Origin of the sequence: Methylomonas koyamae (assembly GCF_001644025.1) — a bacterium.
GTDB classification, from domain to species: Bacteria; Pseudomonadota; Gammaproteobacteria; order Methylococcales; family Methylomonadaceae; genus Methylomonas; species Methylomonas koyamae_A.
Window position 1 is genome coordinate 1 of sequence record NZ_LUUK01000230.1, and the last position, 24,440, is coordinate 24,440.

Annotated in this window: 20 protein-coding genes and 1 tRNA gene; 6 read left to right on the forward strand and 15 right to left on the reverse strand. The window is 52.2% G+C overall.

The annotated features are described in order from the left end of the window. Nucleotides 1-29: 29 nt before the first annotated feature. From A1355_RS23415 to A1355_RS23430, 4 genes are all read right to left on the reverse strand, one after another. The gene (locus tag A1355_RS23415) at nucleotides 30-326 is read right to left on the reverse strand and encodes a type II toxin-antitoxin system RelE/ParE family toxin (RefSeq protein ID WP_064031696.1); all 297 of its coding nucleotides are present in this window, start codon (nucleotides 324-326) and stop codon (nucleotides 30-32) included. Further along, nucleotides 326-583 (reverse strand): addiction module protein, encoded by a 258-nt coding sequence (locus A1355_RS23420; protein WP_231883775.1) that lies wholly within the window; start codon nucleotides 581-583, stop codon nucleotides 326-328. The genes A1355_RS23415 and A1355_RS23420 overlap by 1 nt, the downstream gene beginning before the upstream one ends. A gap of 11 nt (nucleotides 584-594) precedes the next feature. Continuing rightward, nucleotides 595-1,098 (reverse strand): hypothetical protein, encoded by a 504-nt coding sequence (locus A1355_RS25465; protein WP_157198009.1) that lies wholly within the window; start codon nucleotides 1,096-1,098, stop codon nucleotides 595-597. 250 nt (nucleotides 1,099-1,348) lie between these two features. After that, on the reverse strand, nucleotides 1,349-1,945 hold the full coding sequence (locus A1355_RS23430; RefSeq protein WP_064031698.1) for a TetR/AcrR family transcriptional regulator: 597 nt from the start codon (nucleotides 1,943-1,945) through the stop codon (nucleotides 1,349-1,351). A 169-nt stretch (nucleotides 1,946-2,114) separates the two neighbouring features. Between A1355_RS23430 and dcd the strand changes: the two genes are divergently transcribed. From dcd to A1355_RS23450, 4 genes are all read left to right on the forward strand, one after another. Further along, nucleotides 2,115-2,681 (forward strand): dCTP deaminase, encoded by a 567-nt coding sequence (gene dcd, locus A1355_RS23435; RefSeq protein WP_064031738.1) that lies wholly within the window; start codon nucleotides 2,115-2,117, stop codon nucleotides 2,679-2,681. A 36-nt stretch (nucleotides 2,682-2,717) separates the two neighbouring features. Continuing rightward, a complete protein-coding gene (locus tag A1355_RS23440) occupies nucleotides 2,718-5,915 on the forward strand; it encodes a glycoside hydrolase family 15 protein (protein WP_064031699.1) in 3,198 nt (1,065 codons plus the stop codon). An 8-nt stretch (nucleotides 5,916-5,923) separates the two neighbouring features. Further along, a complete protein-coding gene (glk, locus tag A1355_RS23445; protein WP_064031700.1) occupies nucleotides 5,924-6,919 on the forward strand; it encodes a glucokinase in 996 nt (331 codons plus the stop codon). A gap of 306 nt (nucleotides 6,920-7,225) precedes the next feature. Continuing rightward, complete coding sequence (locus A1355_RS23450) at nucleotides 7,226-9,637, forward strand: EAL and GGDEF domain-containing protein (protein WP_064031701.1); 2,412 nt, start codon at nucleotides 7,226-7,228, stop codon at nucleotides 9,635-9,637. A 67-nt stretch (nucleotides 9,638-9,704) separates the two neighbouring features. On the opposite strand, the gene A1355_RS23455 is transcribed toward A1355_RS23450, so the two are convergent. Beyond that, nucleotides 9,705-10,085: a hypothetical protein gene (locus A1355_RS23455; RefSeq protein WP_064031702.1), complete on the reverse strand. Its 381-nt coding sequence runs from the start codon at nucleotides 10,083-10,085 to the stop codon at nucleotides 9,705-9,707. A 553-nt stretch (nucleotides 10,086-10,638) separates the two neighbouring features. Further along, the gene (locus A1355_RS23465; protein WP_231883776.1) at nucleotides 10,639-11,460 is read right to left on the reverse strand and encodes a lytic transglycosylase domain-containing protein; all 822 of its coding nucleotides are present in this window, start codon (nucleotides 11,458-11,460) and stop codon (nucleotides 10,639-10,641) included. 690 nt (nucleotides 11,461-12,150) lie between these two features. Here A1355_RS23465 and A1355_RS25470 point away from each other — a divergent pair. Next, nucleotides 12,151-12,369: a hypothetical protein gene (locus A1355_RS25470; RefSeq protein ID WP_139306125.1), complete on the forward strand. Its 219-nt coding sequence runs from the start codon at nucleotides 12,151-12,153 to the stop codon at nucleotides 12,367-12,369. A 22-nt stretch (nucleotides 12,370-12,391) separates the two neighbouring features. Here A1355_RS25470 and A1355_RS23475 read toward each other — a convergent pair whose 3' ends face one another. The 4 genes from A1355_RS23475 to A1355_RS23490 form a co-directional block, all read right to left on the reverse strand. Beyond that, nucleotides 12,392-12,700 carry a hypothetical protein gene (locus tag A1355_RS23475; protein WP_064031740.1) on the reverse strand — a complete coding sequence of 103 codons (309 nt, stop codon included), beginning with the start codon at nucleotides 12,698-12,700 and terminating at the stop codon, nucleotides 12,392-12,394. A gap of 76 nt (nucleotides 12,701-12,776) precedes the next feature. Continuing rightward, on the reverse strand, nucleotides 12,777-13,670 hold the full coding sequence (locus A1355_RS23480) for a CPBP family intramembrane glutamic endopeptidase (protein WP_064031705.1): 894 nt from the start codon (nucleotides 13,668-13,670) through the stop codon (nucleotides 12,777-12,779). Then, the gene (locus A1355_RS23485; protein ID WP_064031706.1) at nucleotides 13,670-14,398 is read right to left on the reverse strand and encodes a 16S rRNA (uracil(1498)-N(3))-methyltransferase; all 729 of its coding nucleotides are present in this window, start codon (nucleotides 14,396-14,398) and stop codon (nucleotides 13,670-13,672) included. The genes A1355_RS23480 and A1355_RS23485 overlap by 1 nt, the downstream gene beginning before the upstream one ends. Next, nucleotides 14,398-15,702, reverse strand: a complete 1,305-nt coding sequence (locus tag A1355_RS23490; protein WP_396642683.1) for an adenosylmethionine--8-amino-7-oxononanoate transaminase — start codon at nucleotides 15,700-15,702, stop codon at nucleotides 14,398-14,400. Before A1355_RS23490 ends, A1355_RS23485 begins: the two co-directional genes overlap by 1 nt. A 344-nt stretch (nucleotides 15,703-16,046) precedes the next feature. On the opposite strand from A1355_RS23490, the gene A1355_RS23495 reads away from it, so the two are divergent. After that, nucleotides 16,047-18,062, forward strand: coding sequence for a TonB-dependent receptor plug domain-containing protein (locus A1355_RS23495; RefSeq protein ID WP_231883777.1), 2,016 nt, complete (start codon nucleotides 16,047-16,049; stop codon nucleotides 18,060-18,062). Between the two features lie 80 nt (nucleotides 18,063-18,142). On the opposite strand, the gene ahcY is transcribed toward A1355_RS23495, so the two are convergent. The 5 genes from ahcY to dnaG form a co-directional block, all read right to left on the reverse strand. Further along, a complete protein-coding gene (gene ahcY / locus A1355_RS23500) occupies nucleotides 18,143-19,435 on the reverse strand; it encodes an adenosylhomocysteinase (RefSeq protein ID WP_064031708.1) in 1,293 nt (430 codons plus the stop codon). 14 nt (nucleotides 19,436-19,449) lie between these two features. Beyond that, nucleotides 19,450-20,610, reverse strand: a complete 1,161-nt coding sequence (gene metK / locus A1355_RS23505; RefSeq protein WP_064031742.1) for a methionine adenosyltransferase — start codon at nucleotides 20,608-20,610, stop codon at nucleotides 19,450-19,452. Nucleotides 20,611-20,676: 66 nt separating this feature from the next. Continuing rightward, nucleotides 20,677-20,753 (reverse strand) — tRNA-Ile (locus A1355_RS23510). 5 nt (nucleotides 20,754-20,758) lie between these two features. Further along, entirely contained in the window at nucleotides 20,759-22,570 is a 1,812-nt protein-coding gene (rpoD, locus tag A1355_RS23515; RefSeq protein ID WP_064031709.1) for an RNA polymerase sigma factor RpoD, read from the reverse strand. 148 nt (nucleotides 22,571-22,718) lie between these two features. Continuing rightward, a complete protein-coding gene (gene dnaG / locus A1355_RS23520; protein ID WP_064031710.1) occupies nucleotides 22,719-24,437 on the reverse strand; it encodes a DNA primase in 1,719 nt (572 codons plus the stop codon). Nucleotides 24,438-24,440 lie beyond the last annotated feature (3 nt).

Below are 24,440 nucleotides of genomic sequence, written 5' to 3' on the forward strand. Positions count from 1 at the left end.
ACCCAGCCTACGCAATTGTCGCGTCAGAATTACGATTTAATCCGGTGCTTCCAATAACCCGGTTCTTGCCGCACATGCATCACGGCGATGATGTATATCGCCTCCTCTCGAACGCTGTAAACAATGCCGAAAGGGAAGTGAGGTAATTTGCATTTGCGAACATCGCCCGCTAATTTGCGATATAGCAATGGTCGGTGAGCGATTTTTGCTGCCGCGTCCTCGATAGCATCGACAAAACGCTGCCCCAACTCCGTTTGTTTCTCCCGATAGTAAAGGGTAGCGGCATTCGCTTCGATCAATGCCTCATCATTCCAAATAACCTGCATTAGGCAAGGCTTGCGCGCAATTTAGCCATCGCTGATTCGTGATCGACGAGTCTAGCCGTTCCGTTATCAATGGCGGCACAACGCCGCTGAATTTCTTCCTGCCATGCAGCTGATACTGGAAAGTCTTCCTCAAAGTCCAGCGATTCCAACAGCGTTTCAGCAATGAAGGCGCGAATAGCGGGTTCTAATTGCATCGCATCGTCGATGATGCGTTTAGGATCAGTGTTCCAAATTCGTTGCTCAGGTGTAATGTCCACAGTTGTTACCTCTATACAGGTTGCGCTTCCAGATCGCCAAACGCCCAATGTTCAGTATCCGTTGCAGGGGAGACAGGATTAAAGTATTCAAAATACATACGATACACCAACCAAAAGATTTTCCGTATTTCAACGCCATCAACTAAGAAGTGAGTAACACCCAATGAATCACCGCACGTCATCAGTCCAGCCCTAGCTCCTTTATAAACTTTGGTTCGTATCGAAAGATCGTTATCGTCAAAGTGCTTTGCGTTATTGCAAATATTTCGAATTACACGGTATTCGGGCATGTAATGTAAAGCTGAATGCAAACTCTCTTCCCGTGTAAACGACCCCGGCGTCTTATCCTTATAAGACTGATGTCCGGAAGGATGTATCCACTCGCGAAGATGATAGAGAGGAAACACCACATCAAAAATGCCGTCCTCACTAGGCGATTTATTGAAAACAGTGAAGCGTTCCGTAAGTCTTTCAAACAAACGATTTGGAGAATTGATTGAATAAAACCCGCTCATGACAAATATGCTCGTCGATACAAAAACTGCATCAAAAATAGTTACAAAACAAATCTAACAGGTTGTTGAAAAATGAAACTCGGTGGAAAAAATCTTCCAAAATCCTCCAATTTGTCACTAAAAGTCATTTGGCTGCAACAAACAATCAATGACTTACAAAATTTTATTTTGTGGGATATGCGTTTTTGGGGACAAAAGTGGAGCAGATTTTTAAATTTCAACAGCCTGCTAAAGCAAAGTAAGCACTCTGTCAGACCTTGAAATAATCATCCAATAAATCCCGACAAACAGCCTGCAAGGGCTCCACCGACTGCTCGACTTTCATTCGCAACAACGCCCCCTGCCAGCCGTTTAACATCAAATCCGCCATACTTTTCGCGGTCTTGTCGGTGCGTACTGTACCGTCTTTCTGGCCGCGCTCCAGCGCGGTTTTCTGCAAATCGGCGTAGCGACCGACCGCGTCCAGCAGGGCGTCGCGGCATAGCGGACTGGTATCGCCGATTTCCCCCATCAAATTGCCCAGCAGACAACCGCCCTTGAAACCGGTTTTGGCCACTTCCGCTATCAATTCCGCGTAATACGCTTTCAATGCGCCCAGTCCGTCCAATTCCGGGTTTTGCAAATGCCCGGCCAAGCGGACGATAAAAGGCTCGATGTAATGATGGATCGCTTCGGCGGCGAAGCGTTCCTTGCTTTCGAAATAGGCGTAAAACGAGCCCTTGGGAATTTGCACGGTGTCCAAGATCTCTTTCAGGCCGGTGGCGTGATAGCCTTTTTCCAGCAGCAAACTGACGCCCTGCTCGAGCAATCGATCTTTTTTGACTTGTTTCGGCTTTAGCGATGACATGGATTAATTATGCGACCGGTCGTCTAATTTGTAAATCAGTTTTTCCTAATATTTTTAAGCGCGACCCACGGGCTGATAAAACCGGCCGAACGCGGCCGGAGTAGCGATTTTTCAGCCTTGATATGCTATGTTGGCAGCCTGTTCCTTTTTTAATGGTAAGCCCTGCAACATGAGCATCAAATCAGACCAGTGGATACGCAAAATGTCCGAGCAACACGGCATGATAGAGCCGTTTCAGGCCGGCCAAGTTCGCGAATCCGCTCAAGGCCGGATCATCTCTTACGGGACGTCGAGCTATGGTTACGACGTGCGCTGTTCCAACGAATTCAAAATTTTCACCAACATCAACTCGACTATCGTCGATCCAAAAGATTTCGACGAGGCCAGCTTTGTCGATGTCAAGTCCGACGTCTGCATCATTCCGCCCAACTCGTTCGCGTTGGCCCGTACCGTTGAGTATTTCCGAATTCCGCGTGACGTGCTGGTGGTCTGCCTGGGCAAATCGACTTACGCCCGCTGCGGCATCATCGTCAACGTCACGCCGCTGGAACCGGAATGGGAAGGCCACGTGACCTTGGAATTCTCGAATACCACGCCGCTGCCGGCCAAAATCTACGCCAACGAAGGCGTTGCCCAAATGCTATTTTTCGGCGGCGACGAAGTCTGCGAAACCTCCTACAGGGACAGAGGCGGCAAATACCAGGGACAAACCGGCGTCACTTTACCCAAGGCCTGAACCCGACCATTCCGTCCCACCCAGCCCGGCACCGATATGACCCAACCCAGTAGCGACGCGTTAGACCAATATTACCGCCAAGTCCACGACATCATTCTCAGCCGGCAAAACTGGATTAGTGGCCTGCTGCCGGCCAGCACCGCCGTCACCGTACACGGCAACTATACCGACGCCTGGGTTAGAGATAACGTTTACAGTATTTTGGCGGCTTGGGGGCTAGCGTTGGCTTACCGGAAGAACGGCGAAAACCCGGAACGCGCTTATTTGCTGGAGCAAAGCGTCGTCAGGCTAATGCGCGGCCTGCTGACCGCAATGATGCGCCAAGCGCCTAAAGTCGAGAAATTCAAGCACAGTCAGGACCCGCTCGACGCGCTGCACGCCAAATACAACACCCAGACCGGCGAAATCGTGGTTGCCGACAACGAATGGGGCCATTTGCAACTGGACGCCACCTCGTTGTTTTTGTTGATGTTGGCGCAAATGATCGCATCGGGTCTCCGCATCGTGTTCAGCGTGGACGAAGTCAATTTCGTGCAGAATCTGGTGCACTATGTCAGCCGCGCCTACCGCACGCCGGATTACGGTATTTGGGAACGCGGCAACAAGATGAACCACGGCATCGCCGAATTGAACGCCAGCTCGATCGGTATGGCTAAGGCGGCGCTGGAAGCGATGTCCGGCTTCAACCTGTTCGGAAAGGGCGGCGGCCAGACCTCGATCATTCATGTCGTAGCCGACGACATCGCCCGCACCCGGATTACGTTGGAATCGCTGCTGCCGCGCGAATCGATTTCCAAGGAAGTCGATTCGGCGGTACTCAGCATCACCGGCTTTCCGGCGTTCGCGGTCGATAATGCCGCGCTCCGCGAAAAAACCGAGGCGCTGATCGTCGAGAAACTGCAAGGCCGATACGGTTGCAAGCGCTTTCTGTTGGACGGCCACCAAACCGTCATCGAAGACCACCAGCGCCTGCATTACGAACCCAGCGAGCTCAAGCAATTCATGGACATCGAGTGCGAATGGCCGCTGTTTTTCTCCTACCTGCTACTCAATCGCTTGTTTACCGGCGACGCCGACGGCGTGCGCGATTACCGGCGCCGTTTGGAACACTTATTGGTGGAGCGCAACGGTCAATGGCTGTTGCCCGAGCTTTATTTGGTACCGGAACCGGCGATCGCGGCCGAGAAGCGCCACCCCCACAGCCAAGAACGGCTACCCAACGAAAACGTACCGTTGGTCTGGGCCCAAAGTCTGTTTATCCTGGGCTGTTTGCTGCAGGACGACTTGATCACGCTGGACGACATCGATCCGCTGGGCCGTTACAAATCCACCCGCCTGTATAACCGAACACCTTTGCAGGTCGCCCTGTTGGCAGACAGCGAAGCGGTGCAAACCGACTTTAGCGCGGCCGGCATTGCCTCGCAAACGCTCGGCGAAATCGCGCCGATACAGGTACGCGAAGCCAGCGAACTCGCGGCGGCCTACACCCAAGTGGGACGCAACGATCGAATCGGCCTGACCGGACGACCGCTGCGCCAAATTCGCAGCTTGGCGACCTCCCGGCTGTATCTGCTGGCCGGCGAACCGCTACTATTCCTACCGCAATTCATGAACCAACAAGGTTTCTATATTGCGATGGACAATCGCTTGTTGATTCAACGCCTGCGCATGGAATTGACGTATCTGGCCCACCACTGGGACAGCCCTAAGCCGCCGATCTTCGTCATCAACGTCAAGGACAACATGCTGCACGGCGCCGATCGCGAAATGCTGCTGGATTTCATCCAGCAAATCGGTTCCGGCAAATTAGCCGACATCGAGGTTAGGCTCGGCCTGTTAACCGAATTCGCGACCGACTCCTGTCGTGAGAAAATCGGTTATCTGCACGATTTTCGCTTTTCGGAGCCGCGGCGTGACGACGCCGAGCGCCCCTGCGCGCACGCCATGCCGCACGAGGCCGTCACCCCACAACCTTTGGACAGCTATACGCTGACCGCCTGGGAAATCGGCGACGATGCGTTGTTACTAGAGCAATTGCGCGGCAACGGCAATCTGTATGCGCAACTGGAAGCCTTAAGTCTGCTCGGCGGCCGCCACGGCTTGGACCATCCTGTGCGCTTGGCCGGCCAGGAGTATTCGGTGCGCGACCTGCTGGAAGAGGTTTACGCCCGCGCCGGCGACCGCCACGTCTGGTACATCGTGCGTCGCGCGGCCGGCATTCTGGGCAAGTACGATATCAATCTGGAACAGGCGGCGACCGACATCCTGGTCCGCCAACACGGCTTGACCGTCGGCCGCGCCTACAGCGGCAAAGCCACGTTACGGCGGCCGACCGACTCCTGGGAAATACTGCAAACCATCCGTAGCTTTAACAATCAGGATAGCAATCAGCACATTGTCATCCAGGAATTGATCATTTATTTGGGCATGCTGATCAAACTCAAGCCCGAGTTGTTTGCCGACATGCATACGATACGGGTCGGCCATATTCTGCAGCTGATCGTGGCCCGGCAAAAACGCGCCAGCCAAGTTTCGCTGGACCAAGCGTTTACCGAGGTATTAGGTCTGCCGCCGCACCGACTGGTGGAACTGCTCAGAGAAACTTTAGAGGATTACGGCAATAGCCAAACCCAACTAGGCTTGGTGGAAACCCTGCATTACGACGGCGCGCAACGCGACTTGAGTTCGGCTCGCTTCCCGGCAACGATGAACCCGAATCGCGGCGACTCCGAGGACTGGTACGACTGGCGCGAACGCCAAGGCAGCGTCGGCCGTGAAAACGACGCTTTTTTCACCGGCGTTTGGACGGTACTGGAGCGTTGCCAGGGCCTGATGATAGGCGAAAAAATCAACGGTATGCGCCGGCTCGACAGCGAGACCACGCTGTCGCAGATGACGCCAGGCGAGCAAACCTTTAAATTGCACGTCAATCACGTACTCAATAAAATTCAGGCGCCGGTCTACCGGCAATTGACCGCCGAGGCATTGCGAGCGCTGGGTTCTATTTTCCGGGACAACCCGGCCTTACGGGTGGACGATACGATAGTCACCGACATTCTGATCGGCCATGCCGTCAGAATCTGCTGGCTGCACGATCACCCTGACCACCGCGACCAATACGAAAATTACGTGTCGCTGGCTTGGCAGGCCTTTTATCAACTGCCACCCCACGCCGTTGCCAACGGCATTCTCGACGCCCTGATGCATTTACTCGACACGCCCAACGCCCAGTGAGGACCGATATGATTTTAGCCGGCGACATCGGCGGTACCAAAACGGTGCTAGCCTTAATTGAACCATTAGCCGACGGCACGCTGCACAGCGTGCGCGAACAAACGTTTGCCAGCCGTGAATTCCTGGACTTCGAGGAGATTTTGGACTTATTCCTCGCCGATCAGCCCCCGCCAACGTCAGCCTGTTTCGGCGTCGCCGGACCGGTGGTCGAACAACGCTGCCAAACCACGAATCTACCCTGGTTGCTGGATGGTCGACGGTTGCAACAGAAGCTGGGTACCGACCAAGTCAAACTGCTTAACGATTTGGAAGCGATGGCTTTGGGCATGCTGCATCTGCCACCGGAAGATTTCGTCGAACTGAATCCCGCCGCCGAACCCCAAACCGGCAATATCGCGGTGATCGCGGCCGGCACCGGACTCGGCGAGGCTGCTTTGTATTGGGACGGCCAACGCTATCATCCCATCGCCACCGAAGGCGGACATAGCGACTTGGCGCCGCAAACCGAACAACAGGATCGGTTGTTGGTCTATTTGCGCCAATTGTTTCCAGACCACGTCAGTTGCGAGCGGGTGCTGTCCGGAAACGGCTTCAGTCATTTATACGATTTTCTGTTAGCCGACCGTTTCGCGCCGGCCTGCCCTGCAATTCCCGCCGCGCACGCCGAATCCGAAGTGGACCGCAACGCACTGATTTCGCGTTTGGGTGTGGGCGGCGAAGACCCGCTCTGTGAAGAAGCAACCCGTTTATTCGCCGAATTGTACGGTGCGGAAGCCGGCAATCTGGCCTTGAAGCTGCTTGCGACGGGCGGCGTGTTTATCGGCGGCGGGATAGGCCCGAAGATTCGTAAGGTTCTGGAGTCGGGTGAGTTTTTACGCTCATTCGCAGCCAAAGGCCGCTTTCAACCGCTGTTAGCGAAAATACCGGTAAAACTCGCGTTGAATCCACGCGCACCGTTGATTGGCGCCATGCATTATTTTGCCGATTTGCTTGGCAAGCACTAACTATTCGGCGAATGCTCAGCGATCTGTCACCCCCCTCTTTCAAAAAAGGGGGAGCGGCGATATCCGCCTCGAGCTCCCTTTTTCGACGGGAAACTTGGATTTAGGCCGGTTGTGAAGCCTATGCTGAACAGCTACCGCACGCCTTAATCGAGCCCGCCTTGCACGATACTTGGTCTGCGAGTCCCCCATGCGATGCGGCTTTGGCAATCGACACTATCAGCCCGCGAGGTTTATTGTTAAGATCGATACGTAGCAGTCTCTCACAGGGCTCGGCTAGCCGAAATCGACCTATACCAAAGCGCTGACATGGCCCACACCAGATCCAAGCTCGAACACTCCCTATCGCTGCTGAAAGCGACGTTGGACGCCACCACCGATGCCATTCTGGTTGTCGACGCGGCCGGTCGAGTCATGCAATACAACACCGAGTTCGCCCGTATGTGGCAGATTGACCGGGAGTTGCTCAACGCGGACACCCAATCCGCGCCGCTCCGCCGGATCCTGAACGGCACGGATTTGCAAGACGATGCGGAAACCCGCTGGTTTGAGGTACGCCGCGATCCGGAACGACACGCTTACGACGAACTATTGTTAAGCGACGGTCGGATCATCGAACGCCACCAGATGACCGAATATCGCGATGGCATCGCGGTTGGGCAAATTTGGCATTTTCGCGACATTACCGAACGCAAGGCCTCGGAAACGCCGTTGGCGCAATTGAGCTTCGGCATGGATCAGATGCGCGACGCTGCTTATTTGATCGACAATGATGCCAGGATTATCTACGCCAACCGCCACGCTTGCTTGGAATTAGGCTACAGTCGCGAACAATTGCGAGGCATGCGGGTTGAAGACATCGACCCCGCGCATACCGACACGATTTGGCGAACTCATTGGCAAGCGCTCAAGGCATCGGGTTCGCTAACTTTAGAGACCCTACATCAAACCAAGGATGGCCGACTGTTTCCGCTCGAAGTCGTGGCCAACTTCTTCGAATACGCCAACACCGGTTACAACCTGGCGATAGCCCGGAATATCAGCGAACGCAAGCGTATCGAAGAAGTCTTGCAGCAAGCCGCGTTAATTTACCAAAACAGTAGCGAAGCCATGCTACTGGCTGACGCAGAGGGACGTATTATCGCGGTCAACCCGGCTTTTACCCAGATTACCGGCCATTGCCGCGAGGAGATCGAGGGCCAATCCATCGATCTTATCAATACCGAAGATCACCGCAAAGCGATGTGGCAGAGCGTTCGCAAATCCGGTTTTTGGCAAGGCGAAGTTTGGGATAGGACCCAATCCGGGGACAGATACGCAAAATGGCTGACCGTGAACGCCATCAAGGATTCGGCGGGGCAGATATTTCGATTAGTAGCACTGTTCGCGGACATCACTGAAAAAAAACAGGCCGAGAACCTGATCTGGCAGCAGGCCAATATCGACCCGCTGACCCAATTGCCAAACCGGCGCATGTTTCACGACCGCTTGGAGCAGGAAATCAAAAAAGCCGGCCGGGATAAAACCCGGCTGGCTTTGTTCTTCATCGATCTGGATCTGTTCAAGGAAGTCAACGACACGCTGGGACACGACATGGGCGACAAACTTCTGCAAACCGCCGCCCAGCGTATACGAATGTGCGTCCGAGACTCCGACACGGTCGCCAGATTGGGTGGCGATGAGTTCACGGTGATCCTAAGAGAAGTCGGCGAACCTTGTAACGTGGAACGGATTGCGGGTGCGATATTGGAAAAAATGGCGGAGCGCTTCGAGTTAGGCGCGGACATTGCCCACATTTCCACCAGCATCGGTATCGCCTTCTACCCGGATGACGCTAGAGATATCAAATCGCTGCTAAAACACGCCGACCAAGCCATGTATGTGGCCAAAAATCGCGGTCGCAATCAATATTGTTTTTTCATCCCTGCCATGCAGGAAGCCGCGCGGCATCGACTTGGCCTGAGCAAGGACTTGCGCTCGGCGCTGTCCACCCGGCAATTGACTGTTTACTACCAACCCATTGTCGAACTGAGCAGCAATCGGGTATGCAAGGCCGAAGCGCTGATTCGCTGGCACCATCCCCAACGCGGCCTGATCGGCCCGGCCGAGTTCATTCCCATAGCCGAAGAAACCGGTCTGATCAACACAATAGGCAACTGGCTCTTCGAACAAGCCGCGCAACAAGCTCGCAAATGGCGACTCTCGATACACGACGACTTTCAAATCAGTATCAACAAATCCTCGGTGCAATTTCGCAACGAACGCGAAAACCACCAAGCGTGGCTCGAAAAGTTGACTCAACTGCAATTGTCCGGCCAACACATCGTCGTCGAAATCACCGAAGGCGTGCTACTGGAAAGTGGCAACCGCTTTCAGGACCAGTTGTCCTCATTTCGCAACGCCGGCATTCAAATCTCGTTGGACGATTTCGGTACCGGGTATTCGTCGTTGTCTTATTTAAAAAAATACGATATTGATTATTTAAAAATCGATCAGGAATGCGTTAACAATCTTTCCGCCGATCCCGCGAACTTGGCACTATGCGAAGCCATCATCCTGATGGCCCACAAGCTTGGCATTCGCGTCATCGCGGAAGGCATAGAATCGGAAGCCCAGCGGCAATTGCTCAAAAACGCAGACTGCGACTTCGGCCAAGGCTTTTTCTTTGCGAAACCGTTACCGGCGGATTTGTTCGAAAGCCGATTTTCCGAACAAACCTAAAAAGGTTGAGAACAAGAACCGGAGCGGCCGACTAGCGCATGGGCCAGCCGGCTAAACCGTGACGAACTTAGTGCGCGGCGTTATAGACTTTCAACATTTCCTTATAGATTTCCAGCGTGGCTTTCAAGCTCGCAGGACCTTCCGCGTCGCCGTTTTCCAATTGCTCGCGAGCGGTTTTCAGACGATCACCGGCTTTTTGGCGCAAGCGTTCGGTCTGCTCGTAGCGGAATTCCTTTTGCAATTGACGCACATCGCTCAGCGCTTTCAGGACTTCGGCTTTATCGGCGCCCTTTTCCACCAAACTAACGGCTTCTTCGACTTTCGCTACCGTGCCTTCAGCGGCGGCACGAACTTTGGCATCGCCCGCGCTGTTTGCAAATGCCGGAACGGAAATTGTCGCAGCCATCAAGCACAAAGCCGCCAAAGTTTTTTTAATCGGATTAATCATTAGGTTTCCTGTCTTAATTGTTTAAATTTCCCTAATAAATCTATGTTATTACCACCCATTTATTAGTGCATATTCAAATGCACCGGCATGCTATCACAGATCAAAGCAACACCGTTAAAACAGAAAAATGACAAGCAATAACCTTATTAATACAGGGTTTAATAATCAGAAAATCCCCCTCGAATAGCCATTCAAATTGCAAGAAATTTCACTTAGAAATTAAATCGGAATGACCAATAGAAAGCGACTCGACATTAATAGGCGAGGTCATCGATATTTGGAGCGGACACCCAAGACATACCTACCTTGGGCGATACCAAGAACAACCTGCAAAATACATCACGGGAATGCAACTGCCCAGCGAAAATCGACGCTGATCTTTTAATGTTCACGATTGCAACGATAGTTCCGACGGTCCGCTCGCGCCGACACTTCAAGAGCGACGCGAGCTCCCCCACCATCCACCAGTCAAACTCACGCTAAAACGGCAAGCGACAAATCGGCTCCGACGAATATTGAGAAATAAGCCGCCAGTTTTCCTGATTGTTAGCTCTTATTCGGCCGCCATGTATTGGCCGGGCAAAGCAGGGCTTTCATATTGAATGCCTTCGGGAAAATAAGCCAACGAATTGTTGGCAATTTCACGAGCGGCCAGAAACTGCGCGTAATAGTTTCTGGACGCAAAACCGAACGCAGGGCCATCGTAAGTTTCCACTATCCGAACGAAGTCGCGACCCGCCTGATTTTGAGCTCGCTTCATACCTCCGATACCATGATTATACGAGGTCACCGCTGACGGCCAATCGCCGAGCTTAGCGTAGGCGTAACTCAAATAGCGCGCGGCACCGGTCGCCGAAGCGAAAGGGTCCAGACGTTGATCGACTCGGTCGCCGCCGGGCATAAAGGTCTTTGCGGCAGCCTTGGTAAACTGCCACATGCCGACCGCGCCGGCGGAGGATTTCGCCGCCGGTTGAAACGACGACTCGACATGTGGCAAGTAAGCCAGATCCTCTGGCAAACCCGCATCGCGAAACACTTTGCGGAATTGCAGATCGTAGCGACCGCTGATTTCCATCCCTCTTTTGAAGCGCTCACGAGTTCCACGCTGCGAGCGCAAACGCTCGGATGAGCCGGCCAATATCGTAGTCAGCGGCTTCCCGGTACTTTCCAAGCGAGCGATCAAATCCCTGTCGTGATTACTTAATGCCGCGTTATAGCGCAGTTTGGTTTCCAGACCTGACAGCTGAGATTTCCAATATTCGCGGCGTTGGCTGATCAAGTCTTTTTGCTCGCTGGTTAAACCTTCACCGACATAGCCGGGCAAAGTCATCACTTCATAGACAATGTCCAGATACCTATCATCATGAAACGCCACCTGCGATCGCGACCATACCGCATAGGTATTTCGCCAAAAGCCGACTGCCGGCTCCAACTCCGCAGGCTTTGGGAAAATCCCAACATAAAATTCTTGTTGAAGCGACGGGCGTTGCGGCAAGTGCCGCTGCGACTGCGGTTGTTGTACACTGTAAGGCTTGAAGCCGGCCAATTTTTCTTTTTTGACCGAAGGACTGCTGCACGCACTTAACAGTGCGAGCATCATCAACATTGAGACTAGATGTGACTGAAATCGGCTCATGGAAATTTCGAAATTGACAATTACGCAACCGAGGCACTCCAGCCAAAAATGGCCGCACCCTGGGATTCTTGGAATTTCAAGGAATAATAGCGCTTATTTCGAAAGTTCGTGAAGATTGGATTAAAAGTGGTCAATTTTTTTATGCAAAATTCGATAAACGTTTTCGCGTCAGCTATACCGAAATTAAAAACCGGTCGATATTCAAGCGCGCCACGGATAGGCATGCGTATCGCACGCCGCGAGCGTAACAAATATCGCGCATGACCAAGACTCGACCCTTTTTCAAATTGCGGAAAATTTGTGCAATACTTTGAGAACTTCTGGATAATTCACAATACCGAAGAAAAGACTACGAGAAAATGTTGAATTAGCAACAGATATTATTCGTTATCCGCAGTATCCTCAAACGCTTGTCGGCAAGGAGGATCTATGAAAAAAACCGCAATGCACCCTATGTTGTGCTCCCGCTGTGGAGACGAGATCAGTATTTCGGATCTACCGTTTTTGGAAAATAGCCGCTTATGCGCACTATGTAACAGCATACATTTTGAGTTTACAGATTTTGGCGCTAAAACCGATCAAAAACTTAAACAATTTTTGAAACCAGTCCCGCCATTCCACTCTCAAAGCAAAGAAGCGACCGGTTGACCAGTGTCGGGGTGCTCGGTTATCACTGCTTCAAATTTTTGTAACCCTCTTCGCTTTCGCGCATGATTTTCTGGCCCTCTTCCATCATGCGACGCGCCTCTTCCAGCTTGCCCTGAGCATCGCGTTGCATGATCTCGGCACGCTCGACCATTTGCTTACCCTCCTGCCAACGGCTACCCAACTGTGCAATTCCTTGACTATCACGTAGCATTTGATCGCCCGATAGAATTTTTTCCCGGGCTGGCTTCGCAGGTTCGCCAGCGCACCCGCTCAACGTAGCGGCCGTCAGGAAAATAGCAGGAGTTACGAATAACGGTGCGAATTTGCGCATCTGAATTTCCTCTTTTTTACCTAAGAACAACTTAATAAAAATTATCGCCACCAGAAAACGACCGCTGCAAAGGCGACTACACCTCTAGTGGGCTCGACTTACCCCAACTAAGCCAAAATCGGATACCAGCCAGCGCCAACAACAACCAAACGCTAACCAAAGGCCCGATGACTCCGTCATAATAGGTATTCACTAAATACAGTAGCTTCGACTGCAAATTAACGTTAAAAAAATCCCTAAAGACTTTTATCTGCCAAACCCAAGCCGCATGGCAACCAACACAAAGCCCCAGCGATTCCGTCCAACGCAACCTGATGGTCGCCAGAAAACAACCGACAACCAATAGAGCGATGAGCGCGGTCAAGATGTCGGGGTTCAACCAACTGCCGAACGCTTCTCCAAGCAGTTTCATACCTGAAAAAGGTGTTAGTTCGGCATACGGAATCAGAGATGTACTTTTTAAGAAATGCAGGGCGGCGTAATACAGCGAACTCAGTACGACCGCAATCGAGAGTGGCAAGACGCGCCGCAACGCCGTCAGTAACAACCCGCGGAATAATAACTCCTCACCGACACCAATCAATAACGAGAAAAACAACCCCAAACCGAGTTTTTCAGCAACTTTGTTGACACTCCAAACCCGACTGTCGTCCCAGACATGCACCCCTAGTCCGTAAAGTACGATTAACACGGGCAATAGGCTCGCCAAACCCAGTAAGAACCCCCAACCCATCTGCCGAAAAAACACTTCGCGCGATGCGAAGCCAAAATTCGACCAATCCAGCCGCAAATAGTGCTTCAACGGCCATACACTTAGCAACAACAGCACCAATGTAATCTTACTAACTAACTTCGCGAGCGGCAGGACATCACCCACCAGCAGCAGAACGCCGTAACCGATAAACCCGGCGACAACGGCCAATAATAGTAACAAAGCTAGCGGCGCCAGCAACGCAATCGCGGTCCGCATTAACGAAAATCCCCCCACAAGGCCTGCACCGCGGCCAATGCCGCTAGGACCGCGGTTTCGGTACGCAAGATCCGCCCTCCCAACTTGACAGGGATAAAGCCAGCCGATTTGGCAGATTCCCGCTCCGCCTCGGAAAACCCACCCTCCGGACCGGATAGCAAGGTCACGGTTTCACCCTCCGGCCTCAAATCGGCCAAACTGAAATCAGCATACGGATCGAGAAATAGGCGCAACCCGGTTTGTTCCGACGCCCACTTAGGCAAGTCGGCTAAGTCCGCCAATTCCGGCAGAATGGTTCGGCCCGACTGTTCGGCCGCATGTTGAATGATGCCCCGCCAGTGAGCTTGACGCTGTTGCTTTTTATCCTCGTCAAATTTAATTACGCAACGCTCGGTGACCAACGGGGTCAGACTTGCAACACCCAGCTCTACCGCCTTCTGCATCGCCCAATCCATGCGATCGCCCCTCGACACCCCAATGCCAAGTATTACCTTTAGCGGCGTTTCGACATTACGCTCGATACGGCTTTCTACTCGTGCACTAACCGTTTTACGACTAACTTCGTCCAAACGACAAAAATATTCATCGCCCAAGCCGTTGAATAATATAACTTCGTGATCCTGCTTTAGTCTCAGCACGCTACGCAAATAGTGAGCGCGCGTCTCGTCAAGTTGGACATTGCCCCCAACCTGTAGCGGCTGGGAAATATAGAGACGAGAAACCCTCATTAGTCCTGCACCGCCAGCTGCACACCCTGCCAGGCCACCTCAACCATCAACTCGATCTCCGCTTCGTTGATCACGTATGGCGGCATGAAATAAATAACGTTTCCAAGCGGTCTCAGCAACACCCCTTGGGCCAGCGCATGCCGGTAAACCCGTAACCCTCGCCTTTGTTGCCAAGGGTACGGCTCTCGCGTCCGCTTATCCTTCACTAATTCTATCGCCGCGATCAGACCTGTTTGACGTACTTCTCCGACCTTGGGATGCTCGCGAAAGCGTTCCAGCGCCCCCGCCAATACCTCCGCCAAGCGCCTATTGCGCGCCAAAACGTCTTGTTGTTGAAAAATACCGATGGTCGCGAGGGCGGCCCTACAACCCAAGGCATTACCGGTATAACTATGCGAATGTAGGAATGCGTTCAGATTTCGATACTCGTCGTAAAATGCCCGATACACATTATCGGTGGTCAATACGGCCGAGAGCGGCAGATAGCCGCCGGTCAATCCTTTAGAAAGACAAAGAAAATCCGGACTAATACCGGCCTGCTCGCAGGCGAAGAGAGTACCGGTACGTCCGAAACCGACCGCAATTTCGTCGGCGATCAAATGCACCTCGTAACGATCACAAGCGTCGCGCAGCAATTTCAAATACACCGGATCGTACATACGCATATTGCCGGCACATTGCACCAAAGGTTCGACGATCACCGCGCTCACAGATTCGGCGTGTTCAGCCAGGGCTTCTTCCATCGCCTTGAAGCGGCGACTTGAGTAATCCCGCCAACTCTCGCCAGGCTCGCGAAAATAGCAATCGGGCCCCGGCACGCTGATTACATCCATCAATAGCGGCGCATAGGTTGACTTGTACAAGGCAACATTGCCTACCGCTAAAGCACCAAGCGTTTCGCCGTGGTAACTGTTCTCCAACGTGATGAAGCGGTTTTTTTCAGTCTTACCCAGATTACGCCAGTAGTGAAAACTCATTTTAAGCGCAATTTCTACAGCTGCCGAACCACTGTCGGCGTAGAAACACTTATTCAAGCCAGCCGGCGTAATTTCCACTAATTTTTCGGCAAGCTCGATCGCGGCTTGATGGCTAAATCCACCAAGTATCACGTGTTCAAGAGTATCGAGCTGGTCTTTAATGGCTTGGTTTATCGTTGGATTAGCGTGACCGAACAGATTGACCCACCAGGAACTGATCGCGTCCAAATAGCGGTTGCCGTTGAAATCCTCCAGCCAGACTCCGCTACCAGACTTGATCGGGATCATCGGCAATGCCTCATCCCCGCTTAATTCATAGTCTTTCATCTGGCTACACGGATGCCAAAGCACAGCCAGATCGCGTTCGATTAAAGCACGGTTGTTCAACAATATCTCGCAATGGAAGAGTGGTGGCTTAACGACAATATTGTGCCATTTTTCTCAGTCCGGAGATCATCTTCGCCACCCGGAAGGAACGCTGGTCGCATCAGCAACTCTGCAAATTGGAAACACTTCAATTCAAAATGGCCAGTTGCACTAAAATTCCATCAGACTCCAGCTGCAAGACGAACATTCGAGCCCATCTTAACAAAACATGATAGATCGCCTGAAAGTGGGAATTTTACACAAGTATCGGTCAGCCGCGCGTTCTGCTACGACCGACGACGCGTTTGTTTTCGCCTTTTGCTGCGGACGCTCAAATGCTTAGAACTTTGGCGGGAATAATACTGATCCTGCCGCGCCTCGCCGTAGCGGCTCCCGATCCTGGATCGGTGGATCTAACCGATCTGTCAGTAGAACAATTGCTGAATGTTCACGTTATCAAGGCATCCAGACTTGGCTCATCCGTCGCCCATGCCCCAACGTCCATTTCGATACTCACCGGAGAAGATATCCGGACGTTCGGGTGGAGAACCTTAGCCGACGCCTTAAATAGCTTACGCGGCATCTTTCTCAGCAACGACCGCAATTACACCTATCTAGGAGTTCGCGGATTTGCCCGAAGCGGAGATTATAATTCCAGGGTCTTGTTGATGATCGACGGCCAACGCATGAACGAAAATGTCTACGATGGCGGTTACATCGCCCAGGAATTCATGCTCGACATGGAGCTGATCGACCGCATCGAATACGTGCCGGGCTCCGGTTCGTCTATCTATGGCGCAAACGCCTTTCTAGGCATGATCAATGTCATTACCAAGACAGGCAAAGGGATAGACGGTGCGCTAGCATCCGGCCAAATAGAAAGTTTCGACACTTACAAGGGCAGAATTAGCTACGGCAAAACCTTGGAGAACGGTGCGGATTTGGTATTTTCCGCTTCGCATTATGATCGCGCCGGGGTCGATAATCTGTATTTTCCGGGATACGATACGCCAGAAACGAATAACGGCATCGCCCAAAACCTCGACACCGAAAAAGCCGACCGGCTATTCGGCAAAATCGCCTACCAAAATTGGACCTTGAGCGGCGGCTATGTGAGCCGCGGCAAGCAAGTGCCGACCGCCTCTTACGACGCCATTTTCAACGATCCCCAGTACTTCACTAACGACAAGCAATTCTTCACGAATCTTAAGTATCTAAAAGCGCTCGATACCAATAGTTCTGTTTCCGCGAAAGGTTTTTTCCAGGGCTACGACTACTACGCGGATCAACCTACCGGAACGGAAAACGCCCGCGTCATCAATTACGACGAAGCCAGCGGTCGTTGGTTTGGCGGCGAAATACAGTTGACAACGACTGCATTTGATATACACAAACTGATTGCCGGTCTTGAATATCAGTACGACCAACGCCAACGACTAATCAACTACGACAAAGATCCTTATTTCAGCTATGTAGCCGGCCATCGTAACGGTCATCGGCTGGAGCTGTTCGTTCAAGATGACATAAAGCTGGATACGAATTGGATATTCAGCGCCGGCCTACGCTTGGACTATCATCACATGTTGAAAAACTTGCAGCTCAATCCCCGGCTCGGTCTGATTTGGACCGCAAGCGACAACCTCTCGGCCAAACTCTTGTATAGCTCGACATTTCGAGCTCCCAACGCCTGGGAGCGCGACTACAATGCCTTTGGCATCATCCCGAATCCCAAGATGCACGAAGAACAAATCAAGAGTTACGAAGCAACTGTTGAATGGCATTCCAATGACAATCTTCGCCTATTGGGCTCGCTTTTTTTCAACGACATCTCCAACCTGCTACAGGCTGCTCCAACTGGCGATATTGACGGAAATTACGCCGTTATGAATGTGGGCAAGTATCATGCCTATGGCGCCGAATTCGAATCCGAAAAGCGTTGGCGGAACGGCCGTTTGTTTAAAGCCTCCTACACCTATAGCTGGTTAGAGGACCACAACGCCGACGAAACCTGGAGCAACGATTCGCCGCAAAATCTGCTCAAACTGCATTTCGCCGAGCCTCTCTTCGATGATCGATTGCGACTGGGGATTGAAAGCATATTCGTCGATCAACGTAAAACTTACTGGGGAACCAGTGCCCGTACTTATGAATTGATCAATCTAAATCTGAGCTCGGATAAGTTGATCCCAAAAACGGATATTTCTTTCGGCGTATACAATGTATTCGACTCCCATTACGAAATGCTCGGCCCCGATCAACGCGCGAACGTGTTGAAAATGAATGGCAGAGAGTTTCGCCTAAAAGCCGAAATTCGGTTTTGAGCTACGCCGCCGGAAATCTACCGAATAATCAGACCACAAAAAAGGGGGCCTACGCCCCCTTTTTTATTACTATCCCGCTATTAATAACGGTAATGGTCCTGCTTGTAGGGTCCATCGACCGTGACGTTAATATAAGCTGCCTGCTCTGCAGTCAACTTGGTCAATTTCACGCCGATTTGCGCCAAATGCAGGCTGGCGACCTTCTCGTCCAACTTTTTAGGCAGCACATAGACTTTGTTTTCATAGGCCGAAGCGTTGTTCCAGAGCTCGATTTGCGCCAAAACCTGGTTGCAGAACGAATTGGACATCACGAAACTGGGGTGGCCGGTTGCGCAACCCAAGTTCACCAGCCGGCCTTCCGCTAACACGATAATCCGCTTACCGTCCGGGAAGATGACGTGATCGACTTGCGGCTTGATGTTTTCCCAGGGATATTGGCGCAACGAGGCAATATCGATCTCGGAATCGAAGTGACCGATATTGCAGACGATGGCCTGATCACGCATCGCCTTCATGTGATCGTGAGTAATCACGTGAACGTTGCCGGTCGCGGTGACAAAAATATTCGCCAGCGAGGCAGCCTCATCCATCGTCACAACCCGGTAACCCTCCATCGCCGCTTGCAACGCGCAAATCGGGTCGATTTCGGTAATCAAGACAGTGGCACCCAAGCCGCGCAACGACTGCGCACAACCTTTACCGACATCACCGTAACCGCAAACCACGGCGATTTTACCGGCCACCATCACGTCGGTCGCACGCTTGATGCCATCCACCAGCGATTCGCGGCAACCATACAGATTATCGAATTTGGATTTGGTCACCGAATCGTTGACGTTGAAAGCCGGAACTTTTAAAGACCCCTTGGCGACGCGTTCGGTCAACCGTAAAACACCGGTCGTGGTTTCTTCCGACAAACCTTTAACATCGGCCATCAGCTCCGGAAACTTGTCGTGCATCATATTGGTGAGGTCACCGCCGTCGTCCAATATCATGTTCGGCCGCCAGCCGTTCGGTCCGAGAATGGTTTGTTCGATACACCATTCGGCTTCGGCTTCGGTCTCACCCTTCCAAGCAAACACCGGAATGCCTGCGGCAGCAATCGCGGCGGCGGCGTGATCCTGGGTCGAAAAGATGTTGCACGATGACCAGCGAATTTCCGCACCCAGCGCGGTCAAGGTTTCGATCAGCACCGCCGTCTGGATAGTCATATGCAAACAGCCGGCGATACGCGCGCCTTTCAGAGGTTGCGAGGCTCCGTATTCGGCGCGCAAAGCCATCAAACCCGGCATTTCGGTTTCGGCGATTTTGATTTCCTTACGGCCCCAATCCGCCAGGGCCATATCGGCGACTTTGTAATCATTTTGCGTCATGTTAATCTCCTTGATTAAACGCCGGCCGCATCTTTCAATGCTTCGGCCTTATCGGTTTTTTCCCAACTGAAGCTGGCTTCATTGCGACCAAAATGGCCGTAAGACGCAGTGGGGCGATAGATCGGTTTCAACAAGCCTAATTGGGCAATCAAACCTTTCGGGCGCAAGTCAAAGTGTTCGCGAACAATTTTAACCAAGCGCTCTTCTTCGATTTTGCCCGTACCGAAGGTTTCAACGGTAATCGAGGTCGGTTCGGCAACGCCGATCGCATAAGAAACCTGAATCTCGCAACGCTCGGCAAGACCGGCCGCGACGATGTTTTTTGCGACGTAACGCGCCATATAGGCCGCGGATCGGTCGACTTTCGACGGGTCCTTTCCGGAAAACGCGCCGCCACCGTGACGAGCCATACCGCCATAGGTATCGACGATAATTTTCCGACCGGTCAAACCGCAGTCGCCGACCGGACCGCCGATGACGAATTGACCTGTCGGGTTAATGAAGTATTTGGTGTCTTTATGCAGCCATTCTTTCGGCAAGGTTGGCAGGATGATTTCATCCATCACCGCTTCTTCCAACAATTTCCCACCGACCTCCGGCGAATGCTGAGTCGACAGCACTACGGCATCAATCGCCACCGGCTTATTGTTTTCGTAGCGGAATGTGACCTGGCTTTTCGCGTCCGGACGCAGCCAAGACAAGGTCTTGTTTTTGCGAACTTGCGCTTGGCGTTCCACCAACCGGTGCGCATAAGTAATTGGCGCGGGCATCAGCACATCGGTTTCGTTACTGGCATAACCAAACATTAAACCTTGGTCGCCGGCACCTTGTTCATGATCTTCGGATTCGTCGACGCCCATGGCAATATCGGCGGACTGCTTGCCAATGGCATTCAATACCGCGCAGCTGTTGCCGTCGAAACCGATATCGCCGTGGTCGTAACCGATTTCGCAAACCACCTTTCTGACCAACTCTTCGGTGTCGACCCAAGCACTGGTAGTCACTTCGCCGGCCAACACAACCATTCCGGTCTTAACGAGTGTTTCGCAGGCCACCCGTGCCCTAGGATCCTGGGCTAGAATCGCGTCGACAATGGCATCGGATATTTGGTCGGCGACTTTGTCGGGATGACCTTCCGATACCGACTCAGAGGTAAAGAGATAGCTTTTGTTCACGGTGATGGACCTCGCAATTAACGTGGCGGACATAGAAAAGGCCGCGAGTACGGCCTAGAGTATCAATGGTGGGCCCTGTAGGACTTGAACCTACGACCTGCCGATTATGAGTCGGAAGCTCTGACCAACTGAGCTAAGGGCCCCGGTATTATTCATCTAGGAAACAGCGAAGCTGCTCCGAACGGGATGGGTGACGCAGTTTTCTCAGCGCTTTAGCTTCGATCTGCCGGATTCGTTCGCGGGTAACGTCGAATTGCTTCCCGACTTCTTCCAATGTATGGTCGGTATTCATGTTGATACCGAAGCGCATACGCAACACTTTCGCTTCCCTTGCCGTCAATCCAGCCAATACGTTTTGAGTGGACTCGCGAAGACCCGCGATTGTAGCAGATTCTATCGGTGATAACATCTTCGAATCCTCGATAAAATCCCCCAAATGCGAATCCTCGTCGTCGCCGATCGGAGTTTCCATCGAAATCGGCTCCTTGGCTATTTTCAGAACCTTGCGAATTTTATCTTCCGGCATCTCCATCCGCTCCGCCAACTCCTCCGGAGTAGCCTCCCTGCCAAGCTCTTGCAGGATTTGTCTCGAAACCCGATTCAGCTTATTGATGGTCTCGATCATATGCACCGGAATTCGAATCGTTCTGGCCTGATCGGCGATAGAACGAGTAATCGCTTGGCGTATCCACCAAGTCGCATACGTTGAAAACTTATACCCGCGGCGATATTCGAATTTGTCGACGGCCTTCATCAGACCAATATTGCCTTCTTGAATCAAATCAAGAAATTGCAAGCCACGATTGGTATATTTTTTAGCTATCGAAATCACCAACCGCAAGTTCGCTTCGATCATTTCCTTTTTGGCGCGCCGAGCTTTAGCCTCGCCGAGCGAGATATTCCGACAAATATTTTTCAACACCGAGATGCTCAAGCCATACCGAGCCTCGATATCGGCCAGTTTTTGTTGCACGGCGACAATATACTCGCGATGCTCGTTTAAAACCCCGGCATAGGCAGGATGTTGCTGGACATAATGATCTAACCAAGCGATATTGGCTTCATTTTCAGCAAATGCATTGATAAAGTCTTTGCGTGGCACCTTCGCCTTTTTAACGAAGACTTCCAGCACCGCTTTCTCTTCCTCCCGAATTTGAGCGATCAGCTCTTCGGAAATAGAAACCATTCTTTTCAAATATTGCGGAGTCCATTTGAACTCGCTAAAAATCTCGTCCAATGCGTCGAACAGTTTCTCGGTTTTGTCATGCCCGTAACCATGCTTCTTAATCGAAGCGGTTACTGATTTAAGCGCTTTTCTGAGCTGATCGACTTTTTCCTTGACTTCATCGTAATCGACGACCTTAGATTCCTCTTCCGCTTCCTCCGTCGGCGCGTCAATATCGACAGCCTCGACTTCGATCTCCGCCTCGATTTCCGACAAATCAACGAAACCGGTTACTAAATCACCCAATCGCACACCAGACTCTTCGTCCTTGACCGAATCGAACGTCTCGATAAACGATTCAACGATAAAGCCGGAGCGGGAGATAGCCCCTACAACTTGCCGCTGACCCTCTTCTATTCGCTTGGCGATTTTTAATTCTTCTTCGCGGGTTAAGAGCTCAACAGACCCCATTTCGCGCATGTACAGGCGTACCGGATCAGTGGTTCTACCAAATTCACTATCCACCGACGCCAATGCCGCAACCTCGGCCACTTCCTCGTCGTCGTCCGCGGTGACAACCGCGTCCGAGGCAATCAACGAATCATCATCGTCTGGCGCAACCTCATAAACTTGAATGCCCATGTCGTTGATCATGCCGATAATATCGTCGATCTGCTCGGGATCGATGATATCGCTCGGCAGGTGGTCATTGACCTCCGCATAGGTCAAATAACCTTGCGCCTTGCCTTTCGCTATCAGCTGTTTAAGTTGAGATTGCTGTTGTTCTTGATTCATTCTTCACTCACAATACGTTTTCAGCACCAAGCGCCGCAGAACCGGTAATTATATCTCGAAAGCCTGCCACGGTCACCCCCTATAAAACCACTCCCCGATCCGTTTTTAAGCGCTACAGCGCATCATACGATTAGGCTTCCAGAGAGAATCAACCTTCCCGCAACAAACCGCGCAGCTGCTCTCTCTCCGCGTCACTCAAGCCCTCTCTGGCCTCCTTTTCGATCAGCCGATTCAACAACAGAGTCCGTCCTTGTTTCACAAGCTGATGCAGCGCCCCCTCGAACTCGGCAACTTCACCGCCCTCCGGCAAACCCAAATCGACAACCCCGAGAGCACCGACGATTTTTTCCTGATCAGTATTCCGGTACCGTTCAATTAAAATGGCGCTGCTTCCGGGTTTTTCAAGCGCAATCGTCGTCAACAGATCACGCAGCAACTCGGCACCAGGAAAATCCAACCCATTCAACGATTCATCCGGAATCTCAGCAGCCTTGGCAACATTTGGATATTGCAACAATAAAGCAATCACCTTGCGCGCCAAGCTCATTTGCTTACCCCCACTCCGCCTTACGGAATTGGGCATCGACGTTTTAAGTGTAGCCGCGTTTTCAACAAGCTCCACCGCGGACAACTGGTACAACCGAGCCAACATCATGTCTTTGAAAAATCCCGGCTGCACCTTGTCGATCAAAGGCTTCGCCTTGCTCGCCAACCCCGAACGACCTTCGACGGTCGCCAAATCGAGCCCATCGGCGACATTCTCGAACAAGTAGTCGGAAAGGACTCGCGCCGTTGCAATTCGTTCCATGAATTTGGATAAATTTTCAGCCCTGATCAACGAATCGGGATCATGTCCTTGAGGCAATAACATAATTTTAATCCGCCTTCCGTCCCGCAAGCACGGTAAGGCCGCCTCAACCCCCTTCCAAGCCGCCTGACGGCCAGCATTGTCGCCGTCGAAACAAAAGACCAATTCGGAGGTATATCGAAATAATAAATCGACATGCGCCTTGGATAGCGCCGTACCCAACGCGGCCACGGAATTCACCACACCGAATTGAGTGAGCGCGATCACATCCATGTAGCCCTCGACCACAAGAATCCGCTCGGGTTTGCCGTTCTCGCTTAACAGTTCGCAGAGCCCGTACAATTCCCTGCCCTTTGAGAACACCGACGTTTCCGGCGAATTCAAATATTTGGGCAGACTGTCGTCCAAAACCCGCCCGCCGAATCCGATCACGCGCTTACGCTTATCGCGGATAGGGAACATCAAGCGCCCCCTGAAACGATCATAAGCCTTGCCATCGTCCTTAACGACCAACATACCCGCTTCGATCAAGGCTTCGCGAGGGAGCCGCCCGAGCAAAGCATCCCAGCGATCCGGCGCATAACCGAGCATGAATGTCCTGGCCACATCGTCGCTAATTCCGCGAGCGCGCAGGTACTCGACAGCCCGACCCGCCTCCGGACTCTTGCACAACTGCTCGACGTAAAACCCGGCGACTTTTTCCAGCACCTCGTAAACGGAAGTAAGATTGCGAGACTGCGTCGCATCGGACAACCGAAACTCCCTCGGCACCTCGACACCGGCAAATGCCGCCAAATCCTCGACTGCCTCGACAAAACCGAGATGACTGAAATCCATCAAAAAACTAATGGCGTTGCCGCTGGCACCACAACCGAAGCAGTGATAAATCTGCCGATTGCGGTTAACTGAAAAACTGGGAGTCTTCTCGGTATGGAATGGACAACGGGCAACGAAATTGGAGCCCGTTTTCTTGAGGGGAACATGGGAGTCTATCAGGTCGACAATATCGACCCTGACCAACAAATCGTCGATAAACTGGCGGGGTATCCTGCCGGACATATT